This is a genomic window from Micromonospora sp. NPDC047793 (assembly GCF_040642635.1).
Lineage (GTDB): Bacteria > Actinomycetota > Actinomycetes > Mycobacteriales > Micromonosporaceae > Micromonospora.
Map to the genome: position 1 here is coordinate 174,162 of NZ_JBEYSG010000003.1, position 23,680 is coordinate 197,841.

Annotated in this window: 25 protein-coding genes; 17 read left to right on the plus strand and 8 right to left on the minus strand. The window is 72.8% G+C overall.

Going from position 1 to position 23,680, the window contains the following annotated elements; all coding sequences use genetic code 11:
- Positions 1 to 14 precede the first annotated feature (14 nt).
- Together ABZ738_RS08470 and ABZ738_RS08475 are read right to left on the minus strand one after the other, a co-directional pair.
- Complete coding sequence (locus ABZ738_RS08470; protein ID WP_131053765.1) at positions 15 to 1,103, minus strand: hypothetical protein; 1,089 nt, start codon at positions 1,101 to 1,103, stop codon at positions 15 to 17.
- Positions 1,100 to 2,236, minus strand: coding sequence for an SPFH domain-containing protein (locus ABZ738_RS08475; RefSeq protein ID WP_357211950.1), 1,137 nt, complete (start codon positions 2,234 to 2,236; stop codon positions 1,100 to 1,102). The genes ABZ738_RS08470 and ABZ738_RS08475 overlap by 4 nt, the downstream gene beginning before the upstream one ends.
- A 201-nt stretch (positions 2,237 to 2,437) precedes the next feature.
- On the opposite strand from ABZ738_RS08475, the gene ABZ738_RS08480 reads away from it, so the two are divergent.
- Positions 2,438 to 3,043, plus strand: a complete 606-nt coding sequence (locus ABZ738_RS08480; RefSeq protein WP_357211952.1) for an isochorismatase family protein — start codon at positions 2,438 to 2,440, stop codon at positions 3,041 to 3,043.
- A gap of 8 nt (positions 3,044 to 3,051) precedes the next feature.
- Complete coding sequence (locus ABZ738_RS08485; protein WP_357211954.1) at positions 3,052 to 3,972, plus strand: DJ-1/PfpI family protein; 921 nt, start codon at positions 3,052 to 3,054, stop codon at positions 3,970 to 3,972.
- Here ABZ738_RS08485 and ABZ738_RS08490 read toward each other — a convergent pair.
- The gene (locus ABZ738_RS08490) at positions 3,969 to 5,057 is read right to left on the minus strand and encodes a GNAT family N-acetyltransferase (protein ID WP_357211956.1); all 1,089 of its coding nucleotides are present in this window, start codon (positions 5,055 to 5,057) and stop codon (positions 3,969 to 3,971) included. The two genes, ABZ738_RS08485 and ABZ738_RS08490, sit on opposite strands and share 4 nt — an antisense overlap.
- Positions 5,058 to 5,113: 56 nt before the next feature.
- Here ABZ738_RS08490 and ABZ738_RS08495 point away from each other — a divergent pair, with 56 nt between their 5' ends.
- Positions 5,114 to 5,563: a MarR family transcriptional regulator gene (locus tag ABZ738_RS08495; protein WP_357211958.1), complete on the plus strand. Its 450-nt coding sequence runs from the start codon at positions 5,114 to 5,116 to the stop codon at positions 5,561 to 5,563.
- Positions 5,564 to 5,690: 127 nt separating this feature from the next.
- Complete coding sequence (locus ABZ738_RS08500; RefSeq protein WP_176093940.1) at positions 5,691 to 6,689, plus strand: NAD(P)-dependent alcohol dehydrogenase; 999 nt, start codon at positions 5,691 to 5,693, stop codon at positions 6,687 to 6,689.
- Between the two features lie 26 nt (positions 6,690 to 6,715).
- Here the strand turns inward: ABZ738_RS08500 and ABZ738_RS08505 are convergent, their stop codons facing one another.
- On the minus strand, positions 6,716 to 7,789 hold the full coding sequence (locus tag ABZ738_RS08505) for an XdhC/CoxI family protein (RefSeq protein WP_357211960.1): 1,074 nt from the start codon (positions 7,787 to 7,789) through the stop codon (positions 6,716 to 6,718).
- Positions 7,790 to 7,910: 121 nt separating this feature from the next.
- On the opposite strand from ABZ738_RS08505, the gene ABZ738_RS08510 reads away from it, so the two are divergent.
- From ABZ738_RS08510 to ABZ738_RS08545, 8 genes are read left to right on the plus strand one after another with little or no spacing between them, the layout of a single operon-like run.
- Positions 7,911 to 8,783 carry a xanthine dehydrogenase family protein subunit M gene (locus ABZ738_RS08510; protein ID WP_131053981.1) on the plus strand — a complete coding sequence of 291 codons (873 nt, stop codon included), beginning with the start codon at positions 7,911 to 7,913 and terminating at the stop codon, positions 8,781 to 8,783.
- Positions 8,784 to 8,785: 2 nt separating this feature from the next.
- Positions 8,786 to 9,334, plus strand: coding sequence for a (2Fe-2S)-binding protein (locus ABZ738_RS08515; RefSeq protein ID WP_176093942.1), 549 nt, complete (start codon positions 8,786 to 8,788; stop codon positions 9,332 to 9,334).
- Complete coding sequence (locus tag ABZ738_RS08520; protein WP_176093943.1) at positions 9,331 to 11,721, plus strand: aerobic carbon-monoxide dehydrogenase large subunit; 2,391 nt, start codon at positions 9,331 to 9,333, stop codon at positions 11,719 to 11,721. The genes ABZ738_RS08515 and ABZ738_RS08520 overlap by 4 nt, the downstream gene beginning before the upstream one ends.
- A gap of 9 nt (positions 11,722 to 11,730) precedes the next feature.
- Positions 11,731 to 12,600: an XdhC family protein gene (locus ABZ738_RS08525; RefSeq protein ID WP_357211963.1), complete on the plus strand. Its 870-nt coding sequence runs from the start codon at positions 11,731 to 11,733 to the stop codon at positions 12,598 to 12,600.
- An 8-nt stretch (positions 12,601 to 12,608) separates the two neighbouring features.
- Positions 12,609 to 13,181 (plus strand): nucleotidyltransferase family protein, encoded by a 573-nt coding sequence (locus tag ABZ738_RS08530; RefSeq protein WP_357211965.1) that lies wholly within the window; start codon positions 12,609 to 12,611, stop codon positions 13,179 to 13,181.
- Positions 13,178 to 14,047, plus strand: coding sequence for a MoxR family ATPase (locus ABZ738_RS08535; protein ID WP_357211967.1), 870 nt, complete (start codon positions 13,178 to 13,180; stop codon positions 14,045 to 14,047). Before ABZ738_RS08530 ends, ABZ738_RS08535 begins: the two co-directional genes overlap by 4 nt.
- Positions 14,044 to 15,003: an SRPBCC family protein gene (locus ABZ738_RS08540; protein ID WP_357211969.1), complete on the plus strand. Its 960-nt coding sequence runs from the start codon at positions 14,044 to 14,046 to the stop codon at positions 15,001 to 15,003. The genes ABZ738_RS08535 and ABZ738_RS08540 overlap by 4 nt, the downstream gene beginning before the upstream one ends.
- Positions 15,000 to 16,202, plus strand: a complete 1,203-nt coding sequence (locus tag ABZ738_RS08545; protein WP_357211971.1) for a VWA domain-containing protein — start codon at positions 15,000 to 15,002, stop codon at positions 16,200 to 16,202. The genes ABZ738_RS08540 and ABZ738_RS08545 overlap by 4 nt, the downstream gene beginning before the upstream one ends.
- Here the strand turns inward: ABZ738_RS08545 and ABZ738_RS08550 are convergent.
- From ABZ738_RS08550 to ABZ738_RS08565, 4 genes are all read right to left on the minus strand, one after another.
- Complete coding sequence (locus ABZ738_RS08550; protein WP_176093948.1) at positions 16,163 to 17,119, minus strand: LysR family transcriptional regulator; 957 nt, start codon at positions 17,117 to 17,119, stop codon at positions 16,163 to 16,165. The two genes, ABZ738_RS08545 and ABZ738_RS08550, sit on opposite strands and share 40 nt — an antisense overlap.
- Before the next feature lie 163 nt (positions 17,120 to 17,282).
- A complete protein-coding gene (locus ABZ738_RS08555) occupies positions 17,283 to 18,038 on the minus strand; it encodes an SDR family oxidoreductase (protein ID WP_357211973.1) in 756 nt (251 codons plus the stop codon).
- A 2-nt stretch (positions 18,039 to 18,040) separates the two neighbouring features.
- A complete protein-coding gene (locus ABZ738_RS08560; RefSeq protein ID WP_357211975.1) occupies positions 18,041 to 19,012 on the minus strand; it encodes an alpha/beta hydrolase in 972 nt (323 codons plus the stop codon).
- A 35-nt stretch (positions 19,013 to 19,047) separates the two neighbouring features.
- Positions 19,048 to 19,353, minus strand: a complete 306-nt coding sequence (locus ABZ738_RS08565; protein WP_131054840.1) for an antibiotic biosynthesis monooxygenase — start codon at positions 19,351 to 19,353, stop codon at positions 19,048 to 19,050.
- A gap of 151 nt (positions 19,354 to 19,504) precedes the next feature.
- Here ABZ738_RS08565 and ABZ738_RS08570 point away from each other — a divergent pair, with 151 nt between their 5' ends.
- From ABZ738_RS08570 to ABZ738_RS08590, 5 genes are all read left to right on the plus strand, one after another.
- On the plus strand, positions 19,505 to 20,440 hold the full coding sequence (locus ABZ738_RS08570) for an AraC family transcriptional regulator (protein WP_357211977.1): 936 nt from the start codon (positions 19,505 to 19,507) through the stop codon (positions 20,438 to 20,440).
- 9 nt (positions 20,441 to 20,449) lie between these two features.
- Positions 20,450 to 21,259, plus strand: a complete 810-nt coding sequence (locus ABZ738_RS08575) for a class I SAM-dependent methyltransferase (RefSeq protein WP_176093951.1) — start codon at positions 20,450 to 20,452, stop codon at positions 21,257 to 21,259.
- A 149-nt stretch (positions 21,260 to 21,408) separates the two neighbouring features.
- Positions 21,409 to 21,867, plus strand: coding sequence for a hypothetical protein (locus tag ABZ738_RS08580; protein ID WP_176095818.1), 459 nt, complete (start codon positions 21,409 to 21,411; stop codon positions 21,865 to 21,867).
- A 187-nt stretch (positions 21,868 to 22,054) separates the two neighbouring features.
- Positions 22,055 to 22,912: a fumarylacetoacetate hydrolase family protein gene (locus ABZ738_RS08585; protein WP_176093952.1), complete on the plus strand. Its 858-nt coding sequence runs from the start codon at positions 22,055 to 22,057 to the stop codon at positions 22,910 to 22,912.
- On the plus strand, positions 22,909 to 23,670 hold the full coding sequence (locus ABZ738_RS08590; protein ID WP_176093953.1) for an SDR family oxidoreductase: 762 nt from the start codon (positions 22,909 to 22,911) through the stop codon (positions 23,668 to 23,670). The genes ABZ738_RS08585 and ABZ738_RS08590 overlap by 4 nt, the downstream gene beginning before the upstream one ends.
- Positions 23,671 to 23,680: the final 10 nt, after the last annotated feature.

Genomic DNA, 23,680 nt, shown 5'->3' on the forward strand with positions numbered 1-23,680 from the left:
GACCCGCGCGGCTCCTACCGACCCAGCGCGAACGCCAGCACGATCGCGGCGACCAGCGCCAGCGCGGCCAGCACCGCGGCAGCGATCTTCACCTTGCTGTACGGGCGTTCGCCGATCACCTCGCCGGTGCGGGCGTTGACCAGGATCTGGTACGACCGCCCGGCGTGCAGGTAGGCGGCGATCCAGACCGGCAACAGCATCAGCTTGTACGTCACGTCCGAGTAGCTGGTGTCGACGGAGTCGACGCGCTGTTCGTCGCCACCGATGTCGCTGCGGCAGTCACCCTGGATGACCGGCGCCATCCGGGTCTTCGCCGTGGCCAGCCCCGCCTCGGGCTCGGTGTCGTAGCGCAGCGCGTGGTAACCGGCCAGGTAGTCCCCGTGGTACGCGACCGCCTCGGTCAGCGGCCACGGGGCCAACCGGTCCAGCTGCTGCTCCGGCAGGTACCGGGTGGCCGGGACCAGCACGTCGTCGAAGTCCCGCCGGACCGTGCCGCCGGCCGGATACCACCGGGTGTGGCGTACCTGCCGGGTCCGCGTCTCCGCCTTGCCGTCGACGATCACCGTGTACGTCTCGGTGACCCAGTAGTGCTGGCCGCGCTGCCCCCGGTACTGCGACACGGTCCGCGCGTCGAACGTCCAGTGCGGCAGGTACGTGCCCTTGAGCGTCTCCGCCTCGCTGACCTTCTTCAGGCTGTTCGGCGCGAACCAGCGGCTGCGGCACCAGGTGCTCAGAGCCGTCCGCACACCGGCGCGGTCGACCTGGAACGGCAGCACCCCCTCCGGGGCGATGAGGCTGCCCGTCGCGTGGTCGGCCACCAGTGGCGCGGCGCAGAACTGGCACCGCTTGGCCAGCGCGTTGCTCTCGGTGCGGGCACCGCAGCCCGGGCAGACGAAGGTGTACGCGCCGACCTGCGCCGCCGGCTTGCGCGCCAGCGTCGCCAACTGGGCGTACGCGTGCTCGCGTACCTCCCGGCCGGCTCCGGCGATCTCCTGCTGGCTGCCGCAGTACGGGCAGCGCAGCACTGCCGCGCCCGGTGCGTACTCCACCCGGGCGCCGCAGTTGCCGCATCCGAACGCCGGCGGGACGGTCGCGCCGCTCATCGCGGCGGCAGCGGCGGCGGAACGCTGGCCAGCACCGAGGCGAGCTCGGGAAGCTGCCCGGCGGGCTGCCACTGTGCCATGCCGGCCCGCCAGGCCAGCGTCTCCGGGCCCAGCGTGCCGGCGGCCACCTGGGCGGCCAGCCCACCGAGGTCGAACGGGCCCTGCCGCTGCCCGTCGACGCCGATGAACCACTGGGTCTGGGTCGGCAGCGGCGGCGGCTCGGCGCTCGGCGGTGTCGGGGCGTGCGCCGCCGGGGCGTGCTGGGCGGGCGCGGTCTCGCCGGCCATCGTGCGGGCCATCTGCTGCCCCATCGCCATGCCCATGCCCAGGCCGACGCCGGCACCCGCCTCGCCGCCCGGGTTGCGGGCCGCCTCCTCCAACGCGGTCGCGGCCTGGAACTGCGTGAACCGGTCCAGGTCGCCGACCGCGCCCATGCTGGTGCGCTTGTCCAGCGCCCGCTCCACCTCCGGCGGCACGGAGATGTTCTCGATGACGAAGGTGGGGATCGCGATGCCGACATCGGCCAGCTCCGCCGTCAGGACCCCGGCCAGCCGTCGGCCGATGGCGTCCTGGTGCGCGGCCAGGTCCAGCAGCGGTACGCCGGCCGTGGCCAGCGCCCCGCCGAGCCGTCCCACGATGAGCTGCCGCAGGTACTCCTGCACCTCCTCGGTGCGGAACTGCGGATCGGTGCCGACCAGCTCCCGCAGCAGACGCTGCGCGTCCACCACCCGGGCCGCGTACGCGCCGAACGCGCGCAGCCGGACCACGCCGAACTCGGCGTCCCGCAGGATCACCGGGTTCTGGGTGCCCCACTTCATCTCGGTGAACTGCCGCGTGTTGACGAAGTACACCTCGGCCTTGAACGGCGAGTTGAAGCCGTACTTCCAGCCCTTGAGGGTGGAGAGGATGGGCAGGTTGCGGGTCTCCAGGGTGTAGGTGCCGGGCGGGAAGGCGTCGGCGATCTGCCCCTCGTTGACGAACACCGCCGTCTGCGACTCGCGCACGATCAGCTTGGCGCCCATCTTGATCTCGTTCTGGAACCGGGGGAAGCGCCAGACGATCGTGTCGCGGCTGTCGTCCAGCCACTCCACGATGTCGACGAACTCGCCCCGGAGCCGGTCCATGAGTCCCATCGCGTACCCTCCCTGTCGGCCAGGTGATCATCGGCGTCGCGGGCGACCGTATCAACCGGTGACCAGCAGTTCCGCCGGGGTACGTGCGGCGGCCGGATGCCGGACCACCGACCACGGCCGCTCGCCGGTGACCGGATCGGTCCGCAGCCCAGCCCGATCGTGGCTGGTGGGGGCCGGATTCGGTGGGCAACCATGGATGCCATGAGCAGCGCACTTCTCGTCATCGACGTGCAGGAGTCGTTCCGGCGACAGGAGATCTGGGCGGCCACCTCGAACCCGGGCATCGTCGGTCAGGTGAGCCGTCTGGTCGACGCGGCACGCGGCGGGGGCGACCCGGTCGTCTGGGTGCTGCACGCCGAGCCGGGCACCGGTGACGTGTTCGACCCGGCCCGAGGTTTCGTCCGGCCAATGGACGGGTTGCGGCCCGCCGCGGACGAGCCGGTCCTGACCAAGTACGCGCACAACGCCTTCACCACCACCCGACTGCACCAGCTGCTCACCGTCGCCGGGGTACGCGAGCTGGTGATCTGCGGAATCCGGACCGAGCAGTGCTGCGAGACCACCGCCCGGGTCGCGGCGGATCTCGGCTACGCGGTCACGTTCGCCGTCGACGCGACCGCCACCACCCCGATCGCGCACCGGGACGCCCCGGCCGGTCGACCGCTCGCCGAGATCCTCGCCGACCCGCGCACGCTCGGCACCGACGAGATCATCGCGCGCACCGAGTACGCGTTGGCCGGGCGGTTCGCCACCATCCGTACCGTCGACGAGCTGACCGGTGCGGCGGTGACCGTCGCCACGGGCTGAGGCCGTCGATGACCACGGTGGTGTTCCTGCTCGTGCCGCAGGTGCACCTGCTCGACCTGGCCGGTCCGGCGCAGGTCTTCTCCACGGCGGCGAACCAGGGGTACCCGTACCACCTGCGGTACGTCGCCGAGCAGGACGAGGTGGTGACCGCACAGGGGCTGCCGGTGCGCGCCCGCGTCGACTGGCCCGCGTTGGGCCCGGCCGACCTGGTCGTCGTCCCCGGTTGGCGGTCACCGGCCTCGCCCGGCACCGGACGACTGGACACCACGACCCTGGGCCGGCTGGTCGCACACCACGCCGCCGGAGGAACCGTGGTGAGCGTCTGCGCGGGCGCCGACGCCCTCGGTCGCGCGGGGCTGCTGGACGGGCGGCGGTGCACCACCCACCACGAGGTGCAGGACGAGGTGGCCCGTCGGTATCCGGCGGCGACGGTGCTGCGGGACCGGCTGTACGTGGTCGACGACCGGGTGGCCACCTCCGCCGGTATCGCCAGTGGCATCGACCTGGCGCTGCACCTGGTGGCGACGCGCCACGGACCGGCCCCGGCCGCGCGGGTCGCCCGCGAGATGGTGGTGTACGCGCGGCGTAACGGACACGAACGGCAGGACAGCGTCATGCTGCGGCACCGCGCCCACCTCAGCGACGTGGTGCACCGGGCCCAGGACCTGCTCGACGTGCGGTTCACCGAGCCGCTGCCGCTGGGCGAGCTGGCCCAGTCGGCAGGGGTCAGCGAACGCACCCTGACCCGCCTGTTCGGTGCCGCGACCGGGCTCACCCCGCTGCGGTACCAGCAGTTGCTGCGCGTCGAGCGCGCCGAACACCTCATCGGGCACGGCGTCACCGTGGAGGCCGCCGCCCGAGCGGTCGGTTTCGCCGATGCCCGGATGCTGCGCCGACTGCGGGCCCGGACGGCACCCGCCGTCGGCTAGCTGCTCACCGGTGGGCGCCGCTTGACCAGGTGGACGACGCCCTGTGCGGCGTCGACCTCGGTCACCGTGTAGCCGGCCCGTTCGTACATCCCGATGTTGCGGGTGCTGCGGTGGCCGGTGCACAACGCGTGGTGCGTGGTGGTCTCCGGGGCCTGCGACTCGGCGTGCGCGAGCAGCCAGGAGCCGATCCCGCCGCCCGCCTGGTCGGGGGCGACCATCAGGCGGCCGACCAGCCACGCGTCCCCGTCCGCGCGGGCCCGCACCGACCCGACCAGGCGACCGTCGCGGCGCAGGCACCAGATCCGCCAGGTCGACGTGGAGGCGCGCAGATCCGCGAAGGACTCCTGTAACGGCGGCAGGTCGAGGGTGTCGTTGACGATCGCCTCCTGCACCCAGCAGCAGCGCTGGAGCACGAACATCTCGGCCAGGTCCTCGTCCCGGACCTCGGACAGGGTCAGCCCCTCGACCGGCCCGGCGGTGAGCTCCGGGAGCGCGGGTGCCCGCAGCGGACGCAGGGCCCGGGCGACCCGGTCGAGTTCGCGCAGCACGCTCCGCGCGCCGTCGGCCAGCGCGGGGGAGTCGAGCACCCGGCCGTCGCGGGTGTGTTCGGCGAGGCGCAGCGCGACGGTGGCGCCGATCGGCACCATCCGCAGCGTGGTGACGACCTGCTTGGCCATCTGCACCGCGCGGGTGCCGGCCGAGGTGTTGCCGTAGCTGACGAAGGCCACCGGCTTCCACGCCCACTCCTGATAGAGGAAGTCGAAGGCGTTCTTGAGCACCGCCGGCATGCCGAAGTTGTACTCCGGGGTGACCACCACGAACGCGTCGGCGTCGGCGACCCGGCGGCTCCACTCGCGGGTGTGGTCGTGCGCGTACTCGCCGCGTGACGGGTGCTCGGGCTCGTCGAACATCGGCAGCCCGACGCCGGCCAGGTCCGCGACCTCCACCCGGGTCCGGTGCCGGGCGGCGTCCGGCGCGGTGGCCCGGACGAACCAGTCGGTGATGGCCGGGCCGAGTCGGCCGGGTCGGGTGCTCGCGACGATGACGAGGACGCGCAGGGGTGCGGACGGAACGGTCGATGACATGTCAACGAACGTAGCCGGAGTTTCGATGACATGTCAACGACGGGTACGGTGGTGACATGGCGACACCGTGGCTCAGTGCCGACGAGGAGCGGGCCTGGCGGGCGTTCCGGCGTCTGCTCGTCGCGCTGCCCGCCCGCCTGGACCGGGACCTGGTCCGCGACTCGGGCCTCTCCCCGGCCGACTACGAGGTGCTCAGCACGCTGTCGGAGAAGACGGACCGCCGCTGGGCGCTCAAGGACCTCGCCGCCAAGATGGAGTGGTCGCGCAGCCGGCTCTCCCACCACGCCACCCGGATGCAGGCCCGGGGGCTCGTCGCCCGGGAACCCGACCCGCAGGACGCCCGGGGCTGCCTGCTGCGCCTGACCGACGACGGCTTCGACGTGCTGGAACGCGCCGCGCCGCCGCACGTGGAATCGGTGCGAACCCGCTTCCTCGACCACCTCGACGCCGACGAGCTGGCGTTGCTGCGCGACCTCTCCACCCGTATCGCCGACCTGCCGGACTGAACACCACCCGACCGGCGTCGGCGGGTACCGCGCCGTACTTTCGGCCGTACGGTCTCCTGCCGGGGACCGGTGCGGGGGCGGCCCGTGTGCCGATGAGTCGCCCCGCCGCGAGCGACACCATGGCGACATGAAGGCGATCGTTGCGCACCGATACGGCTCACCCGACGTGTTGCGGCTCCAGGAGGTCGACCGGCCGGTCCCGGCCGCCGACGAACTGCTGGTGCGGGTGCACGCGGCCGCGCTGAACGCGCGGGACTGGCACGTCCTGCGGGGCGACCCCTACCTCGCCCGGCTGGCCGCGCCGCAGATGATGGGGCTGCGCGGGCCCCGGCGCGTCATCCGGGGCACCGACTTCGCGGGCACCGTCGAGGCGGTCGGCGCCGACGTCGACCGTTTCCGCCCCGGCGACGAGGTGTACGGCGACACCGGCGACCTGCACGGCGCGTTCGCCGAGTACCTCTGCGTACCCGCCGCGCGGGTCGAGTCGACACCGGCGACGCTCACCGTCGCGCAGGCCGCCGCACTGCCGCTGGCCGGCAACACGGCCCTGCTCGGCGTCCGCGACGTGGGGCGGCTGCGCGACGGGCAGCACCTGCTGGTCAACGGCGCCTCCGGCGGTGTGGGGACGTTCGCCGTCCAGATCGGCAAGGCGCTCGGGGCCACCGTGACGGCGGTGTGTCGGACCCGCAACGTCGACCTGGTCCGGTCGCTCGGCGCGGACCACGTGGTCGACTACACCACCCACGACTTCGCCCGCCTCGGCCGCCGCTACGACGTCCTGCTGGACCTGGTCGGCAACCGATCCCTGGCCGACCTGCGACGCGCACTGGTTCCCGGCGGCACGCTGGTGCTCTCCGGCGGCGGGACCTTCCGGGGCCGACCCGCCCTCGTCGGGCCGATGGCGCTGCTCCTGCGGGCGCAGGTGGCGGCGCGCGTCACCGGTGAGCGGTGGGAACTGCTCGCGACGCCACCGAGCCGGGAACTGCTGGCCGGCGTGCGCGACCTGGTCGAGGCCGGTCTGGTCGCCCCGGTCGTCGACCGCACCTATCCGCTCGCCGAGGTGCCGGCGGCGATGCGGTACCTGGAGAGCGAGCACGCTCGCGCCAAGGTCGTCATCACCGTCTGAGCCGGGATCGGCGGTGCGGTGGGCGCTCAGGCGTGGTGGATCGGGCTGTCCAGCTCGGTCAGCGGACGACCCGAGCCGCCCCAGGACCCGGCGACGATCTCGGCGGCGATGGCCACCGCCGTCTCCTCCGGGGTACGCGCACCGAGGTCGAGCCCGATCGGGGAGCGCAGCCGGGTCAGGGTCTCCTCGTCCACCCCCGCCTCGCGCAACCGGCGCATCCGGTCGTCGTGCGTACGGCGGCTGCCCATCGCGCCGATGTAGCGCGCGGGCGTGCGCAGGGCGACCTGGAGCAGGGGGACGTCGAACTTCGGGTCGTGGGTCAGCACGCAGAGCACGGTGCGCTCGTCGACGACGGTCGCGGCGAGGTACTCGTGCGGCCAGCGCACCACGAGGTCGTCGACGTCCGGGAAACGCTTCCGGGTGGCGAACACCGCGCGGGCGTCGCAGAGCGTGACGTGGTAGCCGAGGAAGCGGCCGATCCGCGCGACGGCGGCGGCATAGTCGATCGCGCCGAAGACGATCATCCGGGGCGGCGGCACGTAGGACTGGACGAAGACCGACACCTCGTCACGGCGCTGCTCGCCGTGCGTACCGAGATGGACGGTGCCGGTGCTGCCCTGGGCCAGCATCCCGGCGGCCTGCTGCGCCACCGCGCGGTCCAGGTCGGAATCGCCGAGGCTGCCGGCGACCCGGTCGGGCCAGACCACGAGCTGGGCGTCCCCGGTCGACGCGGTGGCCACCGGCCGGCCGGTGGTGATCGCGTCGAGCACCGCGTCGGTCTCGGTCAGCGTGACCTCCGGCTGCACCAGGACCTCGATGGTGCCGCCGCAGGTCAGGCCCACGCCGAACGCGTCGTCGTCGCTGACGCCGTAGATCTCGGTCCGCGCCTTGCCGGTCTCGATGGCCTCCCGGCACAGGTCGAAGACGGCGCCCTCGACGCAGCCGCCGGAGATGCTGCCCAGCACCTCACCCTCGGCGTTGACCGCCATGGTGGCCCCCGGCTGCCGGGGCGCCGAGCGCCAGGTGCGGACGACGGTCGCCACGGCGAACGCGACGCCGGCCGCACGCCAGTCGGTCAGTCCGTCCGCGATGTCCCGCATGGTTGCACCATCCGTGGCCGCCGGTGTCGTCGTCAACCCGACCTAAGCAATTGCTTAGGTCGACGTTGACTTTGGAAACGGGCCCGACCAGATTCTGGCGGGACCGCGGAGGAGCGACATCATGCAGGTTCCGGCACCGTTCGAGTACGAGCGCGCCACCAGTGTGGACCAGGCCATAGGTTTGTTGGAACGGCTGGGCGGAACGGCCCGGCTGATCGCCGGTGGGCACAGCCTGCTGCCGATGATGAAGCTGCGCCTGGCCAATTTCGACTATCTGATCGACATCAACGATCTGCACCCGGAACTCGGTTACATCCGACCCGGCCGGCACGAGTTGCGGATCGGCGCACTGACCCGGCACCGTGAATTGCTGGAATCCGCCGAACTGGCCGCCGCATTCCCGATCTTCGCCGACGCGGAGCGGGTGATCGCCGACCCGATCGTGCGCAACCGGGGCACCCTGGGCGGGTCGCTCTGCCAGGCGGACCCGTCGGAGGACCTGTCAGCGGTCTGCACGACGCTGGACGCGAGCTGCGTGATCCGGGGGCCCGGCGGCGTCGAGCGGATCGTGTCGATGGAGGAGTTCCACGTCGGACCGTACGAGACGGCGGTCGGCGAGGCCGAGATGCTGATCGAGGTCCGGCTGCCGGTACGCCCCGGCGGCGGCAGCGCGTACGAGAAGGTCGAGCGCCGGGCCGGCGACTGGGCCGTGGTCTCGGCCGGCGCGGCGATCTGGCTGGACGGCGGCGTGATCTCCGACGCCCGGGTGGGGCTGGCCGCGGTCGGCCCGAACACCACCGGCATCCCGGAGGTCTCGGCCGCGCTGCGCGGGCAGGAGCCCACCGAGAGCGTGTTCGCGCGGGCCGGCGAGATCGCGGCGAGCCAGTGCGAACCGGTCACCGACCAACGCGGCAGTGCCGACTACAAGCGGCATCTGGCCGCCGAGCTGACCAAGCGGGCCCTGCGCCGGGCCGCCGAGCGGGCGAGGAGCTGAGCATGCAGGTCACCATGACCGTCAACGACGTCGAGGTCACCCGGGAGATCGAGGGTCGGCTGCTGCTCGTGCACTTCCTGCGGGACGTGCTGGGCCTGACCGGCACGCACTGGGGCTGCGACACCAGCAACTGCGGGACCTGCGTGGTCTGGCTGGACGGCGAGCCGGTGAAGTCGTGCACGGTGCTCGCCGCGATGGCCGGCGGCCACGAGGTGCGTACCGTCGAGGGCCTTGCCTCCGGCGCCGAGCTGGACCCGGTGCAGCAGGGCTTCATGCAGTGCCACGGCCTCCAGTGCGGTTTCTGCACGCCGGGCATGATGATGACCGCGCGGGCGCTGCTGAACCGCAACCCCGACCCGAGCGAGCCGGAGATCCGCGAGGCGATCTCGGGCCAGATCTGCCGCTGCACCGGGTATTCCACCATCGTCCGATCCGTGCGCTGGGCCGCCGTGCACGAGCAGGCCGCCGCCGCCAAGGTCGTCGAGTCCACCGAATCACCCGCCGCCGGCGAGATCTCCGACGCCGGCCAGCCTGCCGGGAGCCCCGCATGACGACCGTGCACGAACCCGTGGACACGTTCCACGACAACGACCAGAAGCCGGTCGGGTACGGCCGGATGCTCCGCAAGGAGGACCCGCGCTTCGTCCGGGGCCGGGGCCGCTACGTCGACGACGTGCAACTGCCCGGCATGCTGCACCTGGCCATCCTGCGGTCGCCGGTGGCGCACGCCCGGATCGTCTCCATCGACACCAGCGCCGCCGAGGCGTCGCCCGGGGTCAAGGCGGTGGTGACCGGGGCGATGCTGGCCGAGCAGAACCTCGCCTGGATGCCGACGCTCTCCAACGACGTGCAGGCCGTGCTCGCCACCGACAAGGTGCGCTTCCAGGGCCAGGAGGTGGCCTTCGTGGTCGCCGAGGACCGGTACGCCGCCCGCGACGCGCTGGAACTGATCGACGTCGAGTACGACATCCTCGACCCGGTCGTCGACGTGCGCCGCGCGCTGGAGCCGAACGCCCCGGTGATCCGCGACGACCTCGAGGGCAAGGCGAACAACCACTGCTTCGACTGGGAGACCGGCGACGAGGCGGCCACCGAGGCCGCGTTCGCCCGCGCCGACGTGGTGGTCAGCGAGGACATCGTCTACCCCCGCGTGCACCCGGCGCCGATGGAGACCTGCGGCGCGCTCGCCGACTTCGACCCGATCGAGGGCAAGCTGCGGCTCTGGTCCACCACCCAGGCGCCGCACGCGCACCGCACCCTGTACGCCATCGTGGCGGGCATCCCCGAGCACAAGATCCAGGTGATCGCGCCGGACATCGGCGGCGGGTTCGGCAACAAGGTGCCGATCTACCCCGGGTACGTCTGCGCCATCGTCGCCTCGATCGTCACCGGCAAGCCGGTGAAGTGGATGGAGGACCGCTCGGAGAACCTGATCAGCACCGGTTTCGCCCGCGACTACATCATGCGCGGTGAGATCGCGGCGACCCGGGACGGCAAGATCCTGGCCATCCGCACCAACGTGCTCGCCGACCACGGCGCCTTCAACGGCACCGCCGCGCCGGTCAAGTACCCGGCCGGGTTCTTCGGCGTCTTCACCGGCAGCTACGACATCGAGGCCGCCTACTGCAAGATGACCGCGGTCTTCACCAACAAGGCCCCCGGCGGTGTCGCGTACGCCTGCTCGTTCCGGATCACCGAGGCCGTGTACCTGGTGGAGCGGATCGTCGACTGTCTCGCCGACGAGTTGGGCATGGACCCGGCGGAGCTGCGGCTGAAGAACTTCATCCAGCCCGAGCAGTTCCCGTACACGACGAAGACCGGCTGGGTCTACGACTCGGGCGACTACGAGCCGACCATGCGGCTGGCCATGGAGATGGCCGGCTACGCCGAGCTGCGCCGCGAGCAGGAGGAGAAGCGTGCTCGGGGCGAGCTGATGGGCATCGGCATCGCGTTCTTCACCGAGGCCGTCGGCGCCGGTCCCCGCAAGAACATGGACATCCTCGGGCTGGGCATGGCCGACGGCTGCGAGCTGCGCGTACACCCGACCGGCAAGGCCGTGGTCCGGCTCAGCGTGCAGTCGCAGGGACAGGGCCACGAGACCACCTTCGCGCAGATCATCGCCGAGGAGATCGGCATCCCGCCGGACGACATCGACGTGGTGCACGGCGACACCGACAACACCCCGTTCGGTCTCGGCACGTACGGCAGCCGGTCCACCCCGGTCTCCGGGGCCGCCGCTGCGCTGGTCGCCCGCAAGGTCCGGGACAAGGCGAAGATCATCGCCTCGGCCATGCTGGAGGTGTCCGTCGCCGACCTGGAGTGGGAGAAGGGCACCTTCCACGTCAAGGGCGACCCGGGCAAGTCCGTCACGATCCAGGACATCGCCATGCGCGCGCACGGCGCCGGTGACCTGCCCGACGGGATCGAGGGCGGACTGGAGGCGCAGATCTGCTACAACCCGTCGAACCTGACGTACCCGCACGGGGCGTACATCTGCGTGGTGGACATCGACCCGGGCACGGCCCAGGTGACGGTGCGCCGGTTCATCGCGGTCGACGACTGCGGCACCCGGATCAACCCGATGATCATCGAGGGGCAGGTGCACGGCGGCCTGACCGACGGCGTCGGCATGGCGCTGATGGAGATGATCGCCTTCGACGAGGACGGCAACTGCCTCGGCGCGTCCATGATGGACTACCTCATCCCGACCGCGCTGGAGGTGCCCGACTGGGAGACCGGCTACACGGTCACCCCGTCGCCGCACCACCCGATCGGCGCCAAGGGCGTGGGGGAGTCGGCCACCGTCGGCTCACCACCGGCGATCGTCAACGCGGTCGTGGACGCCCTGAAGCCCTTCGGTGTCCGGCACGCCGACATGCCGCTGACGCCGTCGCGGGTCTGGGACGCCATGCGCGGCCAGGCCCGACCGCCGATCTGAGGAGGCGACATGTCGACGACGATCGCCGACCGGGCGAATGCGTTGCGCGCCGCCCGGGAACCGTTCGTGCACGCCACGGTGGTCCGCGCGCAGGAACCGACGTCGGCGCGGCCGGGTGACGACGCGGTGATCCTGCCGGACGGGTCGATCGAGGGCTTCGTCGGTGGGGCGTGTGCCGAGAACTCGGTCCGTGCCGCCGCGTTGGACACCCTGCGCGACGGCAGCACCCTGCTGCTGCGCGTGCTGCCGGACGGCACGGACACCTTCCCCGACACCCCGGGTGCGCGGGTGGTGGTGAACCCGTGCCACTCCGGCGGCGCGGTCGAGATCTTCCTCCGGCCGATGCTGCCGGCGGCGGTGCTGGGGGTGGCCGGCACCAGCCCGATCGGCGCCGCCGTGGCGACGCTGGCACGCTTCCTCGACTTCGAGGTGGTCGAGACCGGTGACTACGCCGGCGCCACGGCCGTGGTGGTGGCCGGTCTCGGCAAGGGCGAGCCGGAGGCGATCCGGGCCGCGCTGGACGCGGGCGTGGGCCACGTCGCGCTGGTCGCCAGCCGTAAGCGGGCCGCCGCGCTGCTGGACGAGCTGACGTTGACCGACGACGAACGGGCCCGCGTCCACGCGCCGGCCGGGCTGGACATCGGTGCGCGTACCCCGCCGGAGATCGCTTTGGCGATCATGGCCGACGTGGTGCGCGCGGTCCGGCGCGACGACCTGCGGCCCCCGGCGGGTGCGCCCGTGATCCGTCCTCAGCAGGCGGTGGACCCGGTGTGCGGGATGACGGTGACCGTCGGACCGGACACCCCGCACGCCCGGGTGGACGGCACGGACCACTGGTTCTGCTGCCCCGGATGCCTCGCGCGTTTCACGGGCGGGTAGCCGTGAACGTGACCGGTCTGGTACTCGCCGCAGGGGCGTCGGTGCGTCTCGGTGAGGCCAAGCAACTGCTGCCGTACCGGGGGCGGACCCTGCTCGACGCGACCCTGGACCTGGCCCGCTCGTGCGGCTTCGGGCAGCTGCTGGTGACCCTCGGCGGCGCGGCGGACCAGGTCCGGGACCGGGTCGACCTGACCGGGTGCGAGGTGGTGGAGAACGCGGCCTTCAGCACCGGGTGCGGCTCGTCGATCAGCACCGCCGTGCGGGCGGTCGACCCGCGCGCCGACGCGCTCGTGCTGCTCCTCGGCGACCAGCCCGGCGTCCGCGCCGACGACGTGCGGCGGCTCGCCGCCACGGACGCGCCGCTCGGGGTGTGCCGGTACGCCGACGGGCCGGGGCACCCGTTCCGGTTCGGCCGGGCGGTCTTCCCCGACCTGGCCGACCTGCACGGCGACAAGGCCGTGTGGAAGCTGCTGCACTCCGGCCGTCATCCGGTGACCGAGCTGCCGGTGGACGGGCCGGTGCCGATCGACGTGGACACCCGCGCCGACTACGATCGACTGCTGACGGAGCAGGCCCGGTGAAGGACGCGCCCGACGTCGCGCGTCGCCTCGACGCCGTCGACTACCTGACCGACGACGGCCTGGCGATGGCGCTGTTCCTGGCCCTGCGAATCGGCAAGCCGCTGCTGCTCGAAGGGGAGCCCGGCGTCGGCAAGACCGCCGTCGCCAAGGCGCTGGCCCGGGCACTGGACACCACGTTCATCCGGTTGCAGTGCTACGAGGGCCTGACCGCCGGTGAGGCGCTCTACGAGTGGAACTACCAGCGGCAACTGCTCGCCATCCGGCTCGCCGAGGCGCAGGGGTCCCGGCTGACCGACGGTGACCTGTTCAGCGCCGAGTTCCTCCAGGAACGGCCCATCCTGCGGGCGGTACGCCATCCGGGGCCGGTGCCGCCGGTGCTGCTGATCGACGAGATCGACCGTGCCGACGACGAGTTCGAGGCGCTGCTCTTCGAGTTCCTCGGCGAGGCCGGCATCACCATCCCGGAACTCGGCACGTTCACCGCGCACACCCCGCCGATCGTCGTGCTCACCTCCAACCGCAGCCGCGAACTGCACGACGCGCTGCGCCGTCGCTGCCTGTACCACTGGATCGAGTTCCCGGAGCCGCACCGGGCCGCCGAGATCGTCCGCCGGGCGGTGCCGACGGCCGCCGAGCCGCTGATCCGCACCGCGACCGAGTTCGTCGGTGCCGTACGCGGCCGGGACCTGGACAAGGCGCCCGGGATGGCCGAGGCCATCGACTGGGTGTCCGCGCTGTCCGTGCTCGGTGCCACCGACCTCGCCGGTGACGACGTCCTGCGGACCATCGGCACCATCGCCAAGACCCCCGACGACCGCGTCACCGTGGCCGCCGCGCTCGGCACACTCCAGGAGAGTCAATCGTGAAGCTCAACAATGATTTCGTGGTCAACATCCCGATCGATCGGGCCTGGGCGGTCCTCACCGACCTGGAGGGGATCGCCCCCTGCATGCCGGGTGCCCGTCTCACCGGCGTCGACGGCGACGTCCACAAGGGCAAGGTGAAGGTCAAGGTGGGCCCGGTCGTCTCCGAGTTCGCCGGCACCGCGCAGTTCGTCGAGAAGGACGACGCCGCGTACCGGGCGGTGATCGACGCCAAGGGCCGCGACGCCCGCTCGGCGGCGAACGCCGCCGCCGTGGTCACCGCCGCCCTGCGTCCCGACGGCGACCGGACCCTGGTGAGCGTCGACACCGACCTGCGGATCTCGGGCAAGCTGGCCCAGTTCGGCAGCGGCATGATCAAGGAGGTGTCGGGCAAGCTGCTCGCCCAGTTCGTCACCAACCTGGAGGCCAAGCTGGCGGCCGAGGAGGCCGGCACCGCCGCACCCGCCACCGAGGCGCCGCCCGCCGCCGCACCGGCCACGGTGGACGCCGCGCCCGCCTCGGCCACGTCGCGCCCCGCGCCCGCCCCGACCGACGCCGCAGCGGCGACCGACGCGTCCGCGGCGGCGGGGGAGACCGTCACCGCCGGGGCGCACCCGAACCCGGTGGACCTCGCCCCTGCCACCGAAGCCGTCGGCACCGAGGCGACCGCCGGCGGCGGGGACCCCCTGCGGACCGCGACCGCTGCCCCCGCCGCCGCGACGACGACCACCGGGGACGCCACGACCACGCGGCAGACCGTGGTCGCCGAACCGGCATCGGCCCCCGTCGCACCGGTGACCCGGGGCGCCGCCGCGCCGACTCCTGCCGACAGCGACGACGACGAGGCGCTGGACCTGCTCAGCATCGCCGGTGGGTCGATCACCAAGCGCGTGGTGCCGCTGGTCGTCGGTCTCGTCGTGGTCGGCGCGGTGATCGCCTGGTTGATCGCCCGCAGGTGACCGCAGGGGTGCTGCGCGGCGTCGACCGCGCCGCGTTCGCCGTGGCGCTGGCCGACCGGTTGCGTCGTGCCGGCGTACCGGCCGGGCTCACCCAGGTCGACGACTTCGTCCGCGCGATCGTCGCCGCGCCCCCGGCGGACCGGTCGACGCTGTACTGGAGTGCCCGGGTCAGCCTGGTGCGGCGGCACGCCGACCTGGCCACCTTCGACGCCGTCTTCCAGGCGGTCTTCGCCGACGCGCCGCCGCTGCCGGTGACCCGTGCGGCGGCGACCGGGCCGGGTCGTCGCGACGAGGTGCACGTGCCGCTGCCCGCCGACACCGACAGCGCGGGTTCGGGCGGCGGGCTGCCCTGGGCGACGCTGCCTCCGGCGGTGGCCGAGGCGGAGGAGTCCGACGCGGCGCTGCGCCTGCCCGAGCGGCGTCCGGCCGCCCTCGCCGGGCTCGCCGACCGGCCGTTCGAGGACCTCGACGACGGGCAGGTGGCGCTGCTCGGCGAGGTGTTGCGGGCTGCCGTGCGCCGCTGGCCGACCCGGCGTACCCGGCGGCACCGGGTCAGTCCGGCCGGACGGCGGATCGCGCTGCGACCGACCGTGGCGCGGGCCCGCCGCACCGGCTGGGAGCCGGTGGAGGTGGTACGCGAACGGCAGGTCCGCCGACCGCGCCGGGTGGTGCTGCTCTGCGACGTCAGTGAGTCGATGCGGGCCCAGGCGACCGCCTACCTGCACCTGATGCGGGCGTTCGCCACGGTCAGCGACGCCGAGGTGTTCGCGTTCGCGACGACGCTGACCCGGCTCACCACCGTGCTGCGGCACTCCTCGCCGGTCGAGGCGGTGGACCGGGCCGGCGTGGCGGTGACCGACCGCTTCGGCGGCACCCGGATCGCCACCAACGTGCGGACGCTGCTCGCCTCCCACCACGGCGATCTCGTTCGCGGTGCCGTGGTGGTGATCGGGTCGGACGGGTGGGACAGCGACCCGCCCGACGACCTCGCCGCCGCCATGGCCCGGCTGCGCCGTCGGGCGTACCGGATCGTCTGGTTGAACCCGCGTGCCGGCGCACCCGGTTTCGCCCCCCGGGTGGCCGGCATGGCCGCCGCGCTGCCCTACTGCGACCGGCTGCTGCCGGCCGGTACGTTCCAGGACCTGCTGGACGCCGCCGGTCAGCTCCAGAGCGTCACGTGGACCGCCGGCTTGAAGTGACCCACGCTGACGCCCGCGCCGCGCATCATCGCCTGGATGGCGCGGGAGGTGGAGGCGAACCGGGACAGCTCCGCGGCGGCCGAGGGCGCACCCGCACTGGACAGCAGCAGCGAGTGCCAGCCGTCCTCGACCGGGGTGTGCGGCCCGGCCAGCAGCAGCAGGTCACCGCTGCGGACCTCGGGTGCGACGGTGAACGCCAGCGCGGGCGCGATGCCCTTGCCCCGTTTCGCCTCGCCGAGCGCGGCGGCGTGGCTCTGGAAGATCTGCTGCCGGTCCTCGGGCACGGCGAGTCGGCGCAGCATCGCCGGCACCGCACCCAGTTGGGCGGTGCCCGAGGGGCCGAGCAGCCAGGTCTGCTCGCGCAGTTGGGCCGCCGACGCCCGCACTCCGGCCAGCGGATGCTCCGGTCCGACGACGGTCACGAGCCGGTAGTTCATCACCGGCCGGCAGGTGATCGCCGGGTCGACCACCGGCGGCTGCGGACCGATCGCGATGTCCACGGCGCGGGTCAGCAGCAGCGTCTCGAAGGAACCCGCGTCGCGCACGCTCAGCTCGACGTCGAGGTCGGCGGCGCGCCGGGTGAACAGCTTGATCAGGCCGGGTGCGGCGAGTTCGGCGAAGAGGCTGCACGCGGCGACCCGCAACATCCGTCGTCCCCGCGCCGCCGCGGTCACCTCGACCACCGTGCGGTCCTGCAGGCCCAGCAGTTCCGAGGCCCGGCTGGCCAGCCGCAGCCCGCCGGGGGTGAAGGCGAGCCCGACGGCGGTACGGGTGAACAACTTGTCGCCGAACTCCTTGCGCAACTGCGCGATGTGCAACGAGACGGCCGACTCGGAGACGTCGAGTTGCGCGGCGGCCTGTTTGACCGAACCCATCCGGACCACCGCGACGTACGCGCGTAGTTGTGCCGGCGTCATCGACGGCGTCCCTCCTGCCACCCCGATCTGACGATCCGGACGGTCCCTCGCAGCGAAACACGATCATGCCCGTTACGCCGCGTCGTCGCCAACCCTCCTGTCGGCCACCATGGTGCCCGGTCGACGGGGCGGGCGGACGAGCCACCCGCCCCGGCCGCCCCCGTCAGAGCCGATAACCGCCGGACACCTCGATGTCCTGGGCGGTGATCCATCGGCCCGCGTCGTCGAGCAGGGCGGCGATGGCCACCCCGATGTCGTCCGGTTCACCGACCCGGCCGAGAGCGGTCTGGGCCGCCAACTGCGGGATCACCTCCGGGTGCCGGGCGAAGGCGTCGCCGGCGATGCGGGTGCGGGTGGAGCCGGGGGAGACCGAGTTGACCCGTACACCCCGCCCGCTCAGTTCCTTGGCCAGGTAGCGGGTCAGCACCACCAGGCCGCCCTTCATGGTGCCGTAGGCGGAGTAGCCAAACTCCAGGCCGGCACCGACGGCGTTGCTGGCGACGTTGACGATCGCGCCGCCGTCGGCCAGCCGGGGCAGCAGCGTCCGGGTGAGGAAGTACGGCCCTCGCAACAGCACCCGCATGAGGTCGTCGAAGAGTTCCTCGGTGGTGTCCTCGAACGTCGCCGTCCGGCTCGCCCCGGCGTTGTTGACCAGGTAGTCGAAGGTGTCCCGCTGCCAGGTGTCGCGCAGCGCGGTGACCACCGCGTCGTGGAAGGCCGGGAAGCGTGTGGAGTCGCCGAGGTCGAGCGGCAACGCGACGGCGCGGCCACCGTCGCTCTCGATGCGCGCCACCGTGTCGTGCGCCCCGGTCGGGTTGTTCTGGTAGGTGAGGATCACCCCGGTGCCGCGTCGGGCGATCTGGAGCGCGGCACTCTGGCCGATGCCGGAACTGCCGCCGGTGACGATGGCGATACGCATGGTCAGTGGTTCCCTTCGTCGGAGCTCAGCACCCGGGCGAGCCAGTCGGTGCGGGTACGGCGGGCCGTGGTGGAGATGGCGGCCTGCGGCAGGATCGCGTCGAAACCGTGGCAGCCACCCGCCCACACGTGCAGTTCGGCCTGACCACCGGCGGCCCAGATCCGGCTGGCGTAGTCGACGCTCTCGTCCCGGAAGACCTCGGCCGAGCCGGCGTCGACGTAGGTGGTGGGCAGTCCGCCCAGGTCGTCGGCGAGCGTCGGCGACACGTACGCGGGCACCGGTCGATCGGTCTCCTCACCCAGGACGCAGCGCCAGCAGAACTCGTTCGACTCGCCGGTCCAGACACCGGGTCCACCGGAGTACTGCCGGCTGGAGGTGGTGTCGTTGCGGTGGTCCAGCATCGGGCCGATGAGCACCTGGGCGGCGATCGGCGGAGTGCCGAGGTCACGGGCCATCAGGGTCACCCCGGCGGCCAGGCCGCCGCCCGCGCTGGCCCCGGCGACGACCAGGCGGGCCGGATCGATGTGCAGGTCGGCGGCGTGCGTGGCGGTCCAGAGCAGACCCTGGTAGCAGTCCTCGACGAGGGTCGTGCCGGTCACCTCGGGCGCCAGCCGGTAGTCCACCGAGACGACCACGGCACCGAAGCGGTCCAGCCATTCGAGCGGGATGTCGAGTTGGGCGTAGCGGTCGCCCAGGACCATCCCGCCGCCGTGGATCCAGTAGACGCACGGTGCCGGTGCGCCGTCGCTGCTCCCGGCGGGGCGCAGCACGGCGAGCGGGATCGGGGTGCCGTCGGCGGCCGGGACGGTGATCTCCTGTCGGTCCACCGACACGCCGTCGAGCAGGGTTTCCACGGGGGTGGTGGCGTAGGGCCGGATCTGTTCGAGCACGTCGGCGTCGAGTCGGGCCACCAGCGGCAGGTCGGCGAGCAGTGCCCGCAGGTCGGGGTCGAGGTCGGGGCGGGGCAACGTCATGGCGGGTCCTCGGGTCGGCGGGGGTGGGTGTCGGCTCAGAGGGCGGCTCTACCGCCGACCGGCACCTCGTCGGTGTAGGTCGCCTCGGCGGCGAGCAGCGGTTCGAGTCGCGTGACGAGGTCGCGTGCCGGGGCTGTGGTGAAGAACTCGGCGTGGGCCGCCCGGCTGGTCCAGCCCTCGGTGAGGTGGACGACGTCGGGGTCGCCGGCCGAGCGTCCGACCAGGAAGACGACACAGTCCGGGTGCGTCAGCGCGGGGGCGTCGAGCAGCAGCGCGACCACCTCGTCGCCCATGCCGGGCTGTGCGGTCATGGTGGCGTGGAAGCCGTGGTCGATGGTCATGTCGGTTATTCCTCCAGTGGGGACGCTGTCGATGAGATATCGACTCACCCATACAAGCAGCCGGGGCAGCGAGGACGTTAGAACGATGGTCCTGTGCTCTTGCCTGATCCTCTCGTTGTGGCGAGGATCGTTCTTCTGCTCCAATGGTCCGGTGAGCCTCGACGAGTTACGTGACCTGCTCGACCGCCATGCCCGCCCGGACCAGCACACCGCCATCGACGACCTGTTGATCTCGCGGGTCGGCCGGTCGGGGCCGCCGTCGCCGTCGATGTCGGGCACGGTGCTGGCGCTCATCGCCCAGGGCGCGAAACGACTCGCGACCGGCGACCGGGTGTACGAGTACCGCGCCGGGCAGTACCTCGTCGCCTCGGTGGACCTGCCGGTCACCGGCCAGTTCCTCGGGATCGACCCCGACCACCCGGCGCTCGGCGTCGGCCTGGTCCTGCGTCCGACAGCGGTCGCCGAGGTGCTGTTGCGGGCGGCGCCCGGAGACCTGCCGCCGGTCGGCGGCGGCGCGCCGTCCGGCCTGGCCGTCAGCGACGCACCCCCGGAGCTGCTCGACGCGGCCGTCCGACTGGTACGCCTGCTCGACCGGCCACGCGACGCGACGGTGCTGGCGCCACTGGTCAAACAGGAGATCCTCTGGCTGCTGATGACCGGCGAGCACGGGGCCACCGTGCGGCAGCTCGGTCTCGCCGACAGCAGCCTCAGCCACGTCGCCCGCGCGGTCCGGTGGATCCGGGAGCACTACTCCCGGGCGTTCCGGGTGGAGGATCTCGCCCGGCTCTCCGGCATGAGCGTCTCCGCCTTCTACCGCAACTTCCAGGCGGTCACCGCGATGAGTCCGATCCAGTTCCAGAAGCAGATCCGGTTGCAGGAGGCCCGGCTCCTGCTCGCCACCCGTCCCGACGACGTCACCGGCGTCGCCCGGCAGGTCGGCTACGACAGCCCGTCCCAGTTCAGCCGCGAGTACCGCCGCCAGTTCGGCCTACCGCCCCGCCAGGACGCCGCCCGCCTGCACGGCGAGCTGGGCCAGCTCGCGCCGACGCCCCGCCGGGTCCCCACGGCCGCCGGACTTCTTCCGTAGGGTGGCGGCATGGCGGTGCCACGGGAGCAGCGGACCGTGTTCGGCGAGGTCGCCGACGCGTACGAGCGGAGCCGGGCGGACTATCCGGCCGCGCTGCTGGACCTGATCACCGGGTACACCACCCGCACACCGGCCGAGGTGGTGGAGGCGGGCGCGGGCACCGGCAAGGGCAGCGCGTTGCTGCGTCGTCTCGACGTACCGCTGACCTGTGTCGAGCCGGATCCGGCGATGGCCGCGCTGCTGGCGCGGCGCTTCACCGGCGACGACCTGGTGTCGGTGGTGGTCGGCCGGTTCGAGGACTGGCGTCCGCCGCCCGGCGGAGTGGATCTGGTGGCCAGCGCGCAGGCGTGGCACTGGGTGGACCACACCCGACGGACCGACATGGCCGCCGAGGCGCTGGCACCCGGCGGGGTGCTCGCGATCTTCGGGCACGACTACGGGTTCGCCGACGTGGGACTGCGCACCGCGATGGACGCGGTCTACCAGCGGTACGCCCCGGAGATCGCCGACCTGCCCGGACGGCCGGTGCACACCCGGCACCCGGGCGCGTTCGATCCGCAGGAGCTGCGTACGGCACCCGGGTTCACCGACGTCACGCACGAGCGGGTGGTGACCGTGGTGCCGTACGACACCGCGCGCTACCTCACCCTGCTTTCCACCTTCTCGCCGCACCGGATGCTGCCCGAGGCGCAGCGGACCCGTCTGCACGGCGCGCTGGCCGACCTCGTCGACACCCACGGCGGTGTCGTCGCACACGAGCTGACGACCTGGCTGTGGCTGGCCCGACGGTGTGGCCCGGCGGCGGCCGACCGGTCTTGACCCTCGACCCGGTCGAGGGCACATCCTGGTGCGGTGCGGGACATCCGACCCGCCCGGTGCGCCATCCGCCGTCGCGGCCCGCCACCGGTCACGAAGACCAGGAGGAGCAGCCCGTGCCGGAGTCCACGACGGACGTGACGGATGACGTGATGGCCGCCATCGGCGCTGCCGTCGAGACGGGGCACGCCGGGGACCGCGCGGGCGCGCGGGACGCGCTGGAACGCCTCTGGGAGACGATCGGGGCGGACGGTGACGCGCTGCACCGGTGCACCGTCGCGCACTTCCTCGCCGACCTCCAGGACTCGGTCACCGACGAGCTGGCCTGGGACCAGCGCGCTCTGGCCGCGATCACCGATCTCAGCGACGAGCGGGCCCGTCGGTACCACGACTCGCTGCGGGTACGGGCGTTCCTGCCGTCGCTGCGGCTCAACCTCGCCGACGCCCACCGGCGGACCGGCGACGCCGCCGAGGCGCGCCGCCACCTGGCGGCGGCGGTGGCGGACCTCGACGCGCTCCCCGACGACGGGTACGGCGCGATGATCCGGTCGGGTGTCGAGCGGGCCCGGCAGGCGCTCGACGCCGGCTCGACCGCACCGCTGGAGCCCTGACGAGTAGTTGCCCGCACGGCCGTGCGGGCCAGCGGAGGCGTGCGGGGCAGGGGAGCCGGGGCGATGTCGAGGCGTACGCCGCGGCGCGGGGTGACCGCCGTGCCCCGCTCCGGCGACCCCTTGCCGACACCGTCGTGACTCCTCTATAACGATGCAGCAAGGTCGATCTCTGTCCGAAAGGTGCGGCGTGAAGCTACTTCGAGTGGGCGCGGTCGGTCAGGAACGCCCCGCCGCACGGGACCGGGACGGCCGTCTGCGGGACCTCTCCGACCTGGTGACCGAGATCGACGGGACCTTCCTCGCCGGGGACGGCCCGGCCCGGGTCCGCGCCGCGCTCGCCGAGGGACGGCTGCCGCTGCTCGCGGACCCCGCGCCACGGATCGGGGCGCCGATCGCCCGCCCCGGCAAGATCGTTTGCGTCGGGTTGAACTACTCCGACCACGCGGCCGAGACCGGCGCGCGGCTGCCGACCGAACCGATCCTGTTCATGAAGGCGTCCAACACCGTGATCGGCCCGGACGACGAGGTGCTGATCCCGCGCGGCAGCGTCAAGACCGACTGGGAGGTCGAACTCGCCGTCGTCATCGGCCGCACCGCGCGATATCTGGACAGCGACGACGAGGCGCTGGCCTGTGTCGCCGGCTACACCGTCTCCAACGACGTCTCCGAGCGGGAGTTCCAGCTCGAACGCGGCGGCCAGTGGGACAAGGGCAAATCCTGCGAGACGTTCAACCCGCTCGGCCCGTGGCTGGTCACCGCCGACGAGGTGCCCGACCCGCAGCAGCTCGGTCTGCGGTTGAGCGTCAACGGCACGCGCCGTCAGGACGGCAGCACCAAGAACATGATCTTCGGGGTCGCCGAGGTGGTCCGGTACGTCAGCCAGTTCATGGTGCTCGAACCGGGCGACGTGATCAACACGGGCACCCCGGCCGGCGTGGCGCTCGGGATGTCGGAACCGAAGCCGTACCTGCGTCCCGGCGACGTGATCGAGCTTGAGGTGGACGGTCTCGGCACCCAACGTCAGACGGTCGGGCAGGCGTCGTGACCGGCGAGTTCACCGGGCTGGCAGCGGTGGTCACCGGTGGCGGCTCGGGCATCGGCCTCGCCACGGCCCGACTGCTGGCCGCGCGGGGAGCGTCGGTGGCCTGCCTCGACCTGGACCCCTCCGGCGTACCGGCACCGCTGCTCGGGGTGCGGTGCGACGTCACCGACCCCACCTCGGTGACCGCAGCGGTGACCGCCGCCGCGACCCGCCTCGGTGGTCTCGACGTGCTGGTCAACAACGCCGGGACCGGTGCCCGGGGCACCGTCGAGGCCAACCCGGACGAGGAGTGGCACCGGGTGTTCGACGTCAACGTCGTCGGGATGGTCCGGGTGACCCGGGCGGCCCTGCCGCACCTGCGGCGCTCCGCCCACGCCGCGATCGTCAACATCGGCTCGATCGCGGCGAGCACCGGCCTGCCCGACCGGGCCCTGTACGGCGCGACGAAGGGCGCCGTGCAGGCGCTCACCCTCGCCATGGCGGCGGACCACGTCGGCGAGGGCATCCGGGTCACCTGCGTGAACCCCGGCACCGTCGACACCCCGTGGGTACGCCGGCTGATCGACGCCGCCGACGACCCGACCGCCGAACTGGCCGCCCTGCGTGCCCGGCAGCCCACCGGACGGCTGGTCGCCGCCACCGAGGTCGCCGCCGCCGTCGCGTACCTCGCCGGCCCGTCGGCCGGCGCCACCACCGGGACCGTGCTCGCCGTGGACGGCGGGATGCACTCCCTGCGGCTGCGCGCCCCCGCCGAGAACTGACCACCTGTCG

Excerpts from the sequence above, each read along its gene's own strand:
- ABZ738_RS08470 (WP_131053765.1), bottom strand. The coding sequence starts at position 1,103 with ATGAGCGGCGCGACCGTCCCGCCGGCGTTCGGATGCGGCAACTGCGGC.
- ABZ738_RS08475 (WP_357211950.1), bottom strand. The coding sequence starts at position 2,236 with ATGGGACTCATGGACCGGCTCCGGGGCGAGTTCGTCGACATCGTGGAG.
- ABZ738_RS08480 (WP_357211952.1), top strand. The coding sequence starts at position 2,438 with ATGAGCAGCGCACTTCTCGTCATCGACGTGCAGGAGTCGTTCCGGCGA.
- ABZ738_RS08485 (WP_357211954.1), top strand. The coding sequence starts at position 3,052 with ATGACCACGGTGGTGTTCCTGCTCGTGCCGCAGGTGCACCTGCTCGAC.
- ABZ738_RS08490 (WP_357211956.1), bottom strand. The coding sequence starts at position 5,057 with ATGTCATCGACCGTTCCGTCCGCACCCCTGCGCGTCCTCGTCATCGTC.
- ABZ738_RS08495 (WP_357211958.1), top strand. The coding sequence starts at position 5,114 with ATGGCGACACCGTGGCTCAGTGCCGACGAGGAGCGGGCCTGGCGGGCG.
- ABZ738_RS08500 (WP_176093940.1), top strand. The coding sequence starts at position 5,691 with ATGAAGGCGATCGTTGCGCACCGATACGGCTCACCCGACGTGTTGCGG.
- ABZ738_RS08505 (WP_357211960.1), bottom strand. The coding sequence starts at position 7,789 with ATGCGGGACATCGCGGACGGACTGACCGACTGGCGTGCGGCCGGCGTC.
- ABZ738_RS08510 (WP_131053981.1), top strand. The coding sequence starts at position 7,911 with ATGCAGGTTCCGGCACCGTTCGAGTACGAGCGCGCCACCAGTGTGGAC.
- ABZ738_RS08515 (WP_176093942.1), top strand. The coding sequence starts at position 8,786 with ATGCAGGTCACCATGACCGTCAACGACGTCGAGGTCACCCGGGAGATC.
- ABZ738_RS08520 (WP_176093943.1), top strand. The coding sequence starts at position 9,331 with ATGACGACCGTGCACGAACCCGTGGACACGTTCCACGACAACGACCAG.
- ABZ738_RS08525 (WP_357211963.1), top strand. The coding sequence starts at position 11,731 with ATGTCGACGACGATCGCCGACCGGGCGAATGCGTTGCGCGCCGCCCGG.
- ABZ738_RS08550 (WP_176093948.1), bottom strand. The coding sequence starts at position 17,119 with ATGACGCCGGCACAACTACGCGCGTACGTCGCGGTGGTCCGGATGGGT.
- ABZ738_RS08555 (WP_357211973.1), bottom strand. The coding sequence starts at position 18,038 with ATGCGTATCGCCATCGTCACCGGCGGCAGTTCCGGCATCGGCCAGAGT.
- ABZ738_RS08560 (WP_357211975.1), bottom strand. The coding sequence starts at position 19,012 with ATGACGTTGCCCCGCCCCGACCTCGACCCCGACCTGCGGGCACTGCTC.
- ABZ738_RS08565 (WP_131054840.1), bottom strand. The coding sequence starts at position 19,353 with ATGACCATCGACCACGGCTTCCACGCCACCATGACCGCACAGCCCGGC.
- ABZ738_RS08575 (WP_176093951.1), top strand. The coding sequence starts at position 20,450 with ATGGCGGTGCCACGGGAGCAGCGGACCGTGTTCGGCGAGGTCGCCGAC.
- ABZ738_RS08580 (WP_176095818.1), top strand. The coding sequence starts at position 21,409 with ATGGCCGCCATCGGCGCTGCCGTCGAGACGGGGCACGCCGGGGACCGC.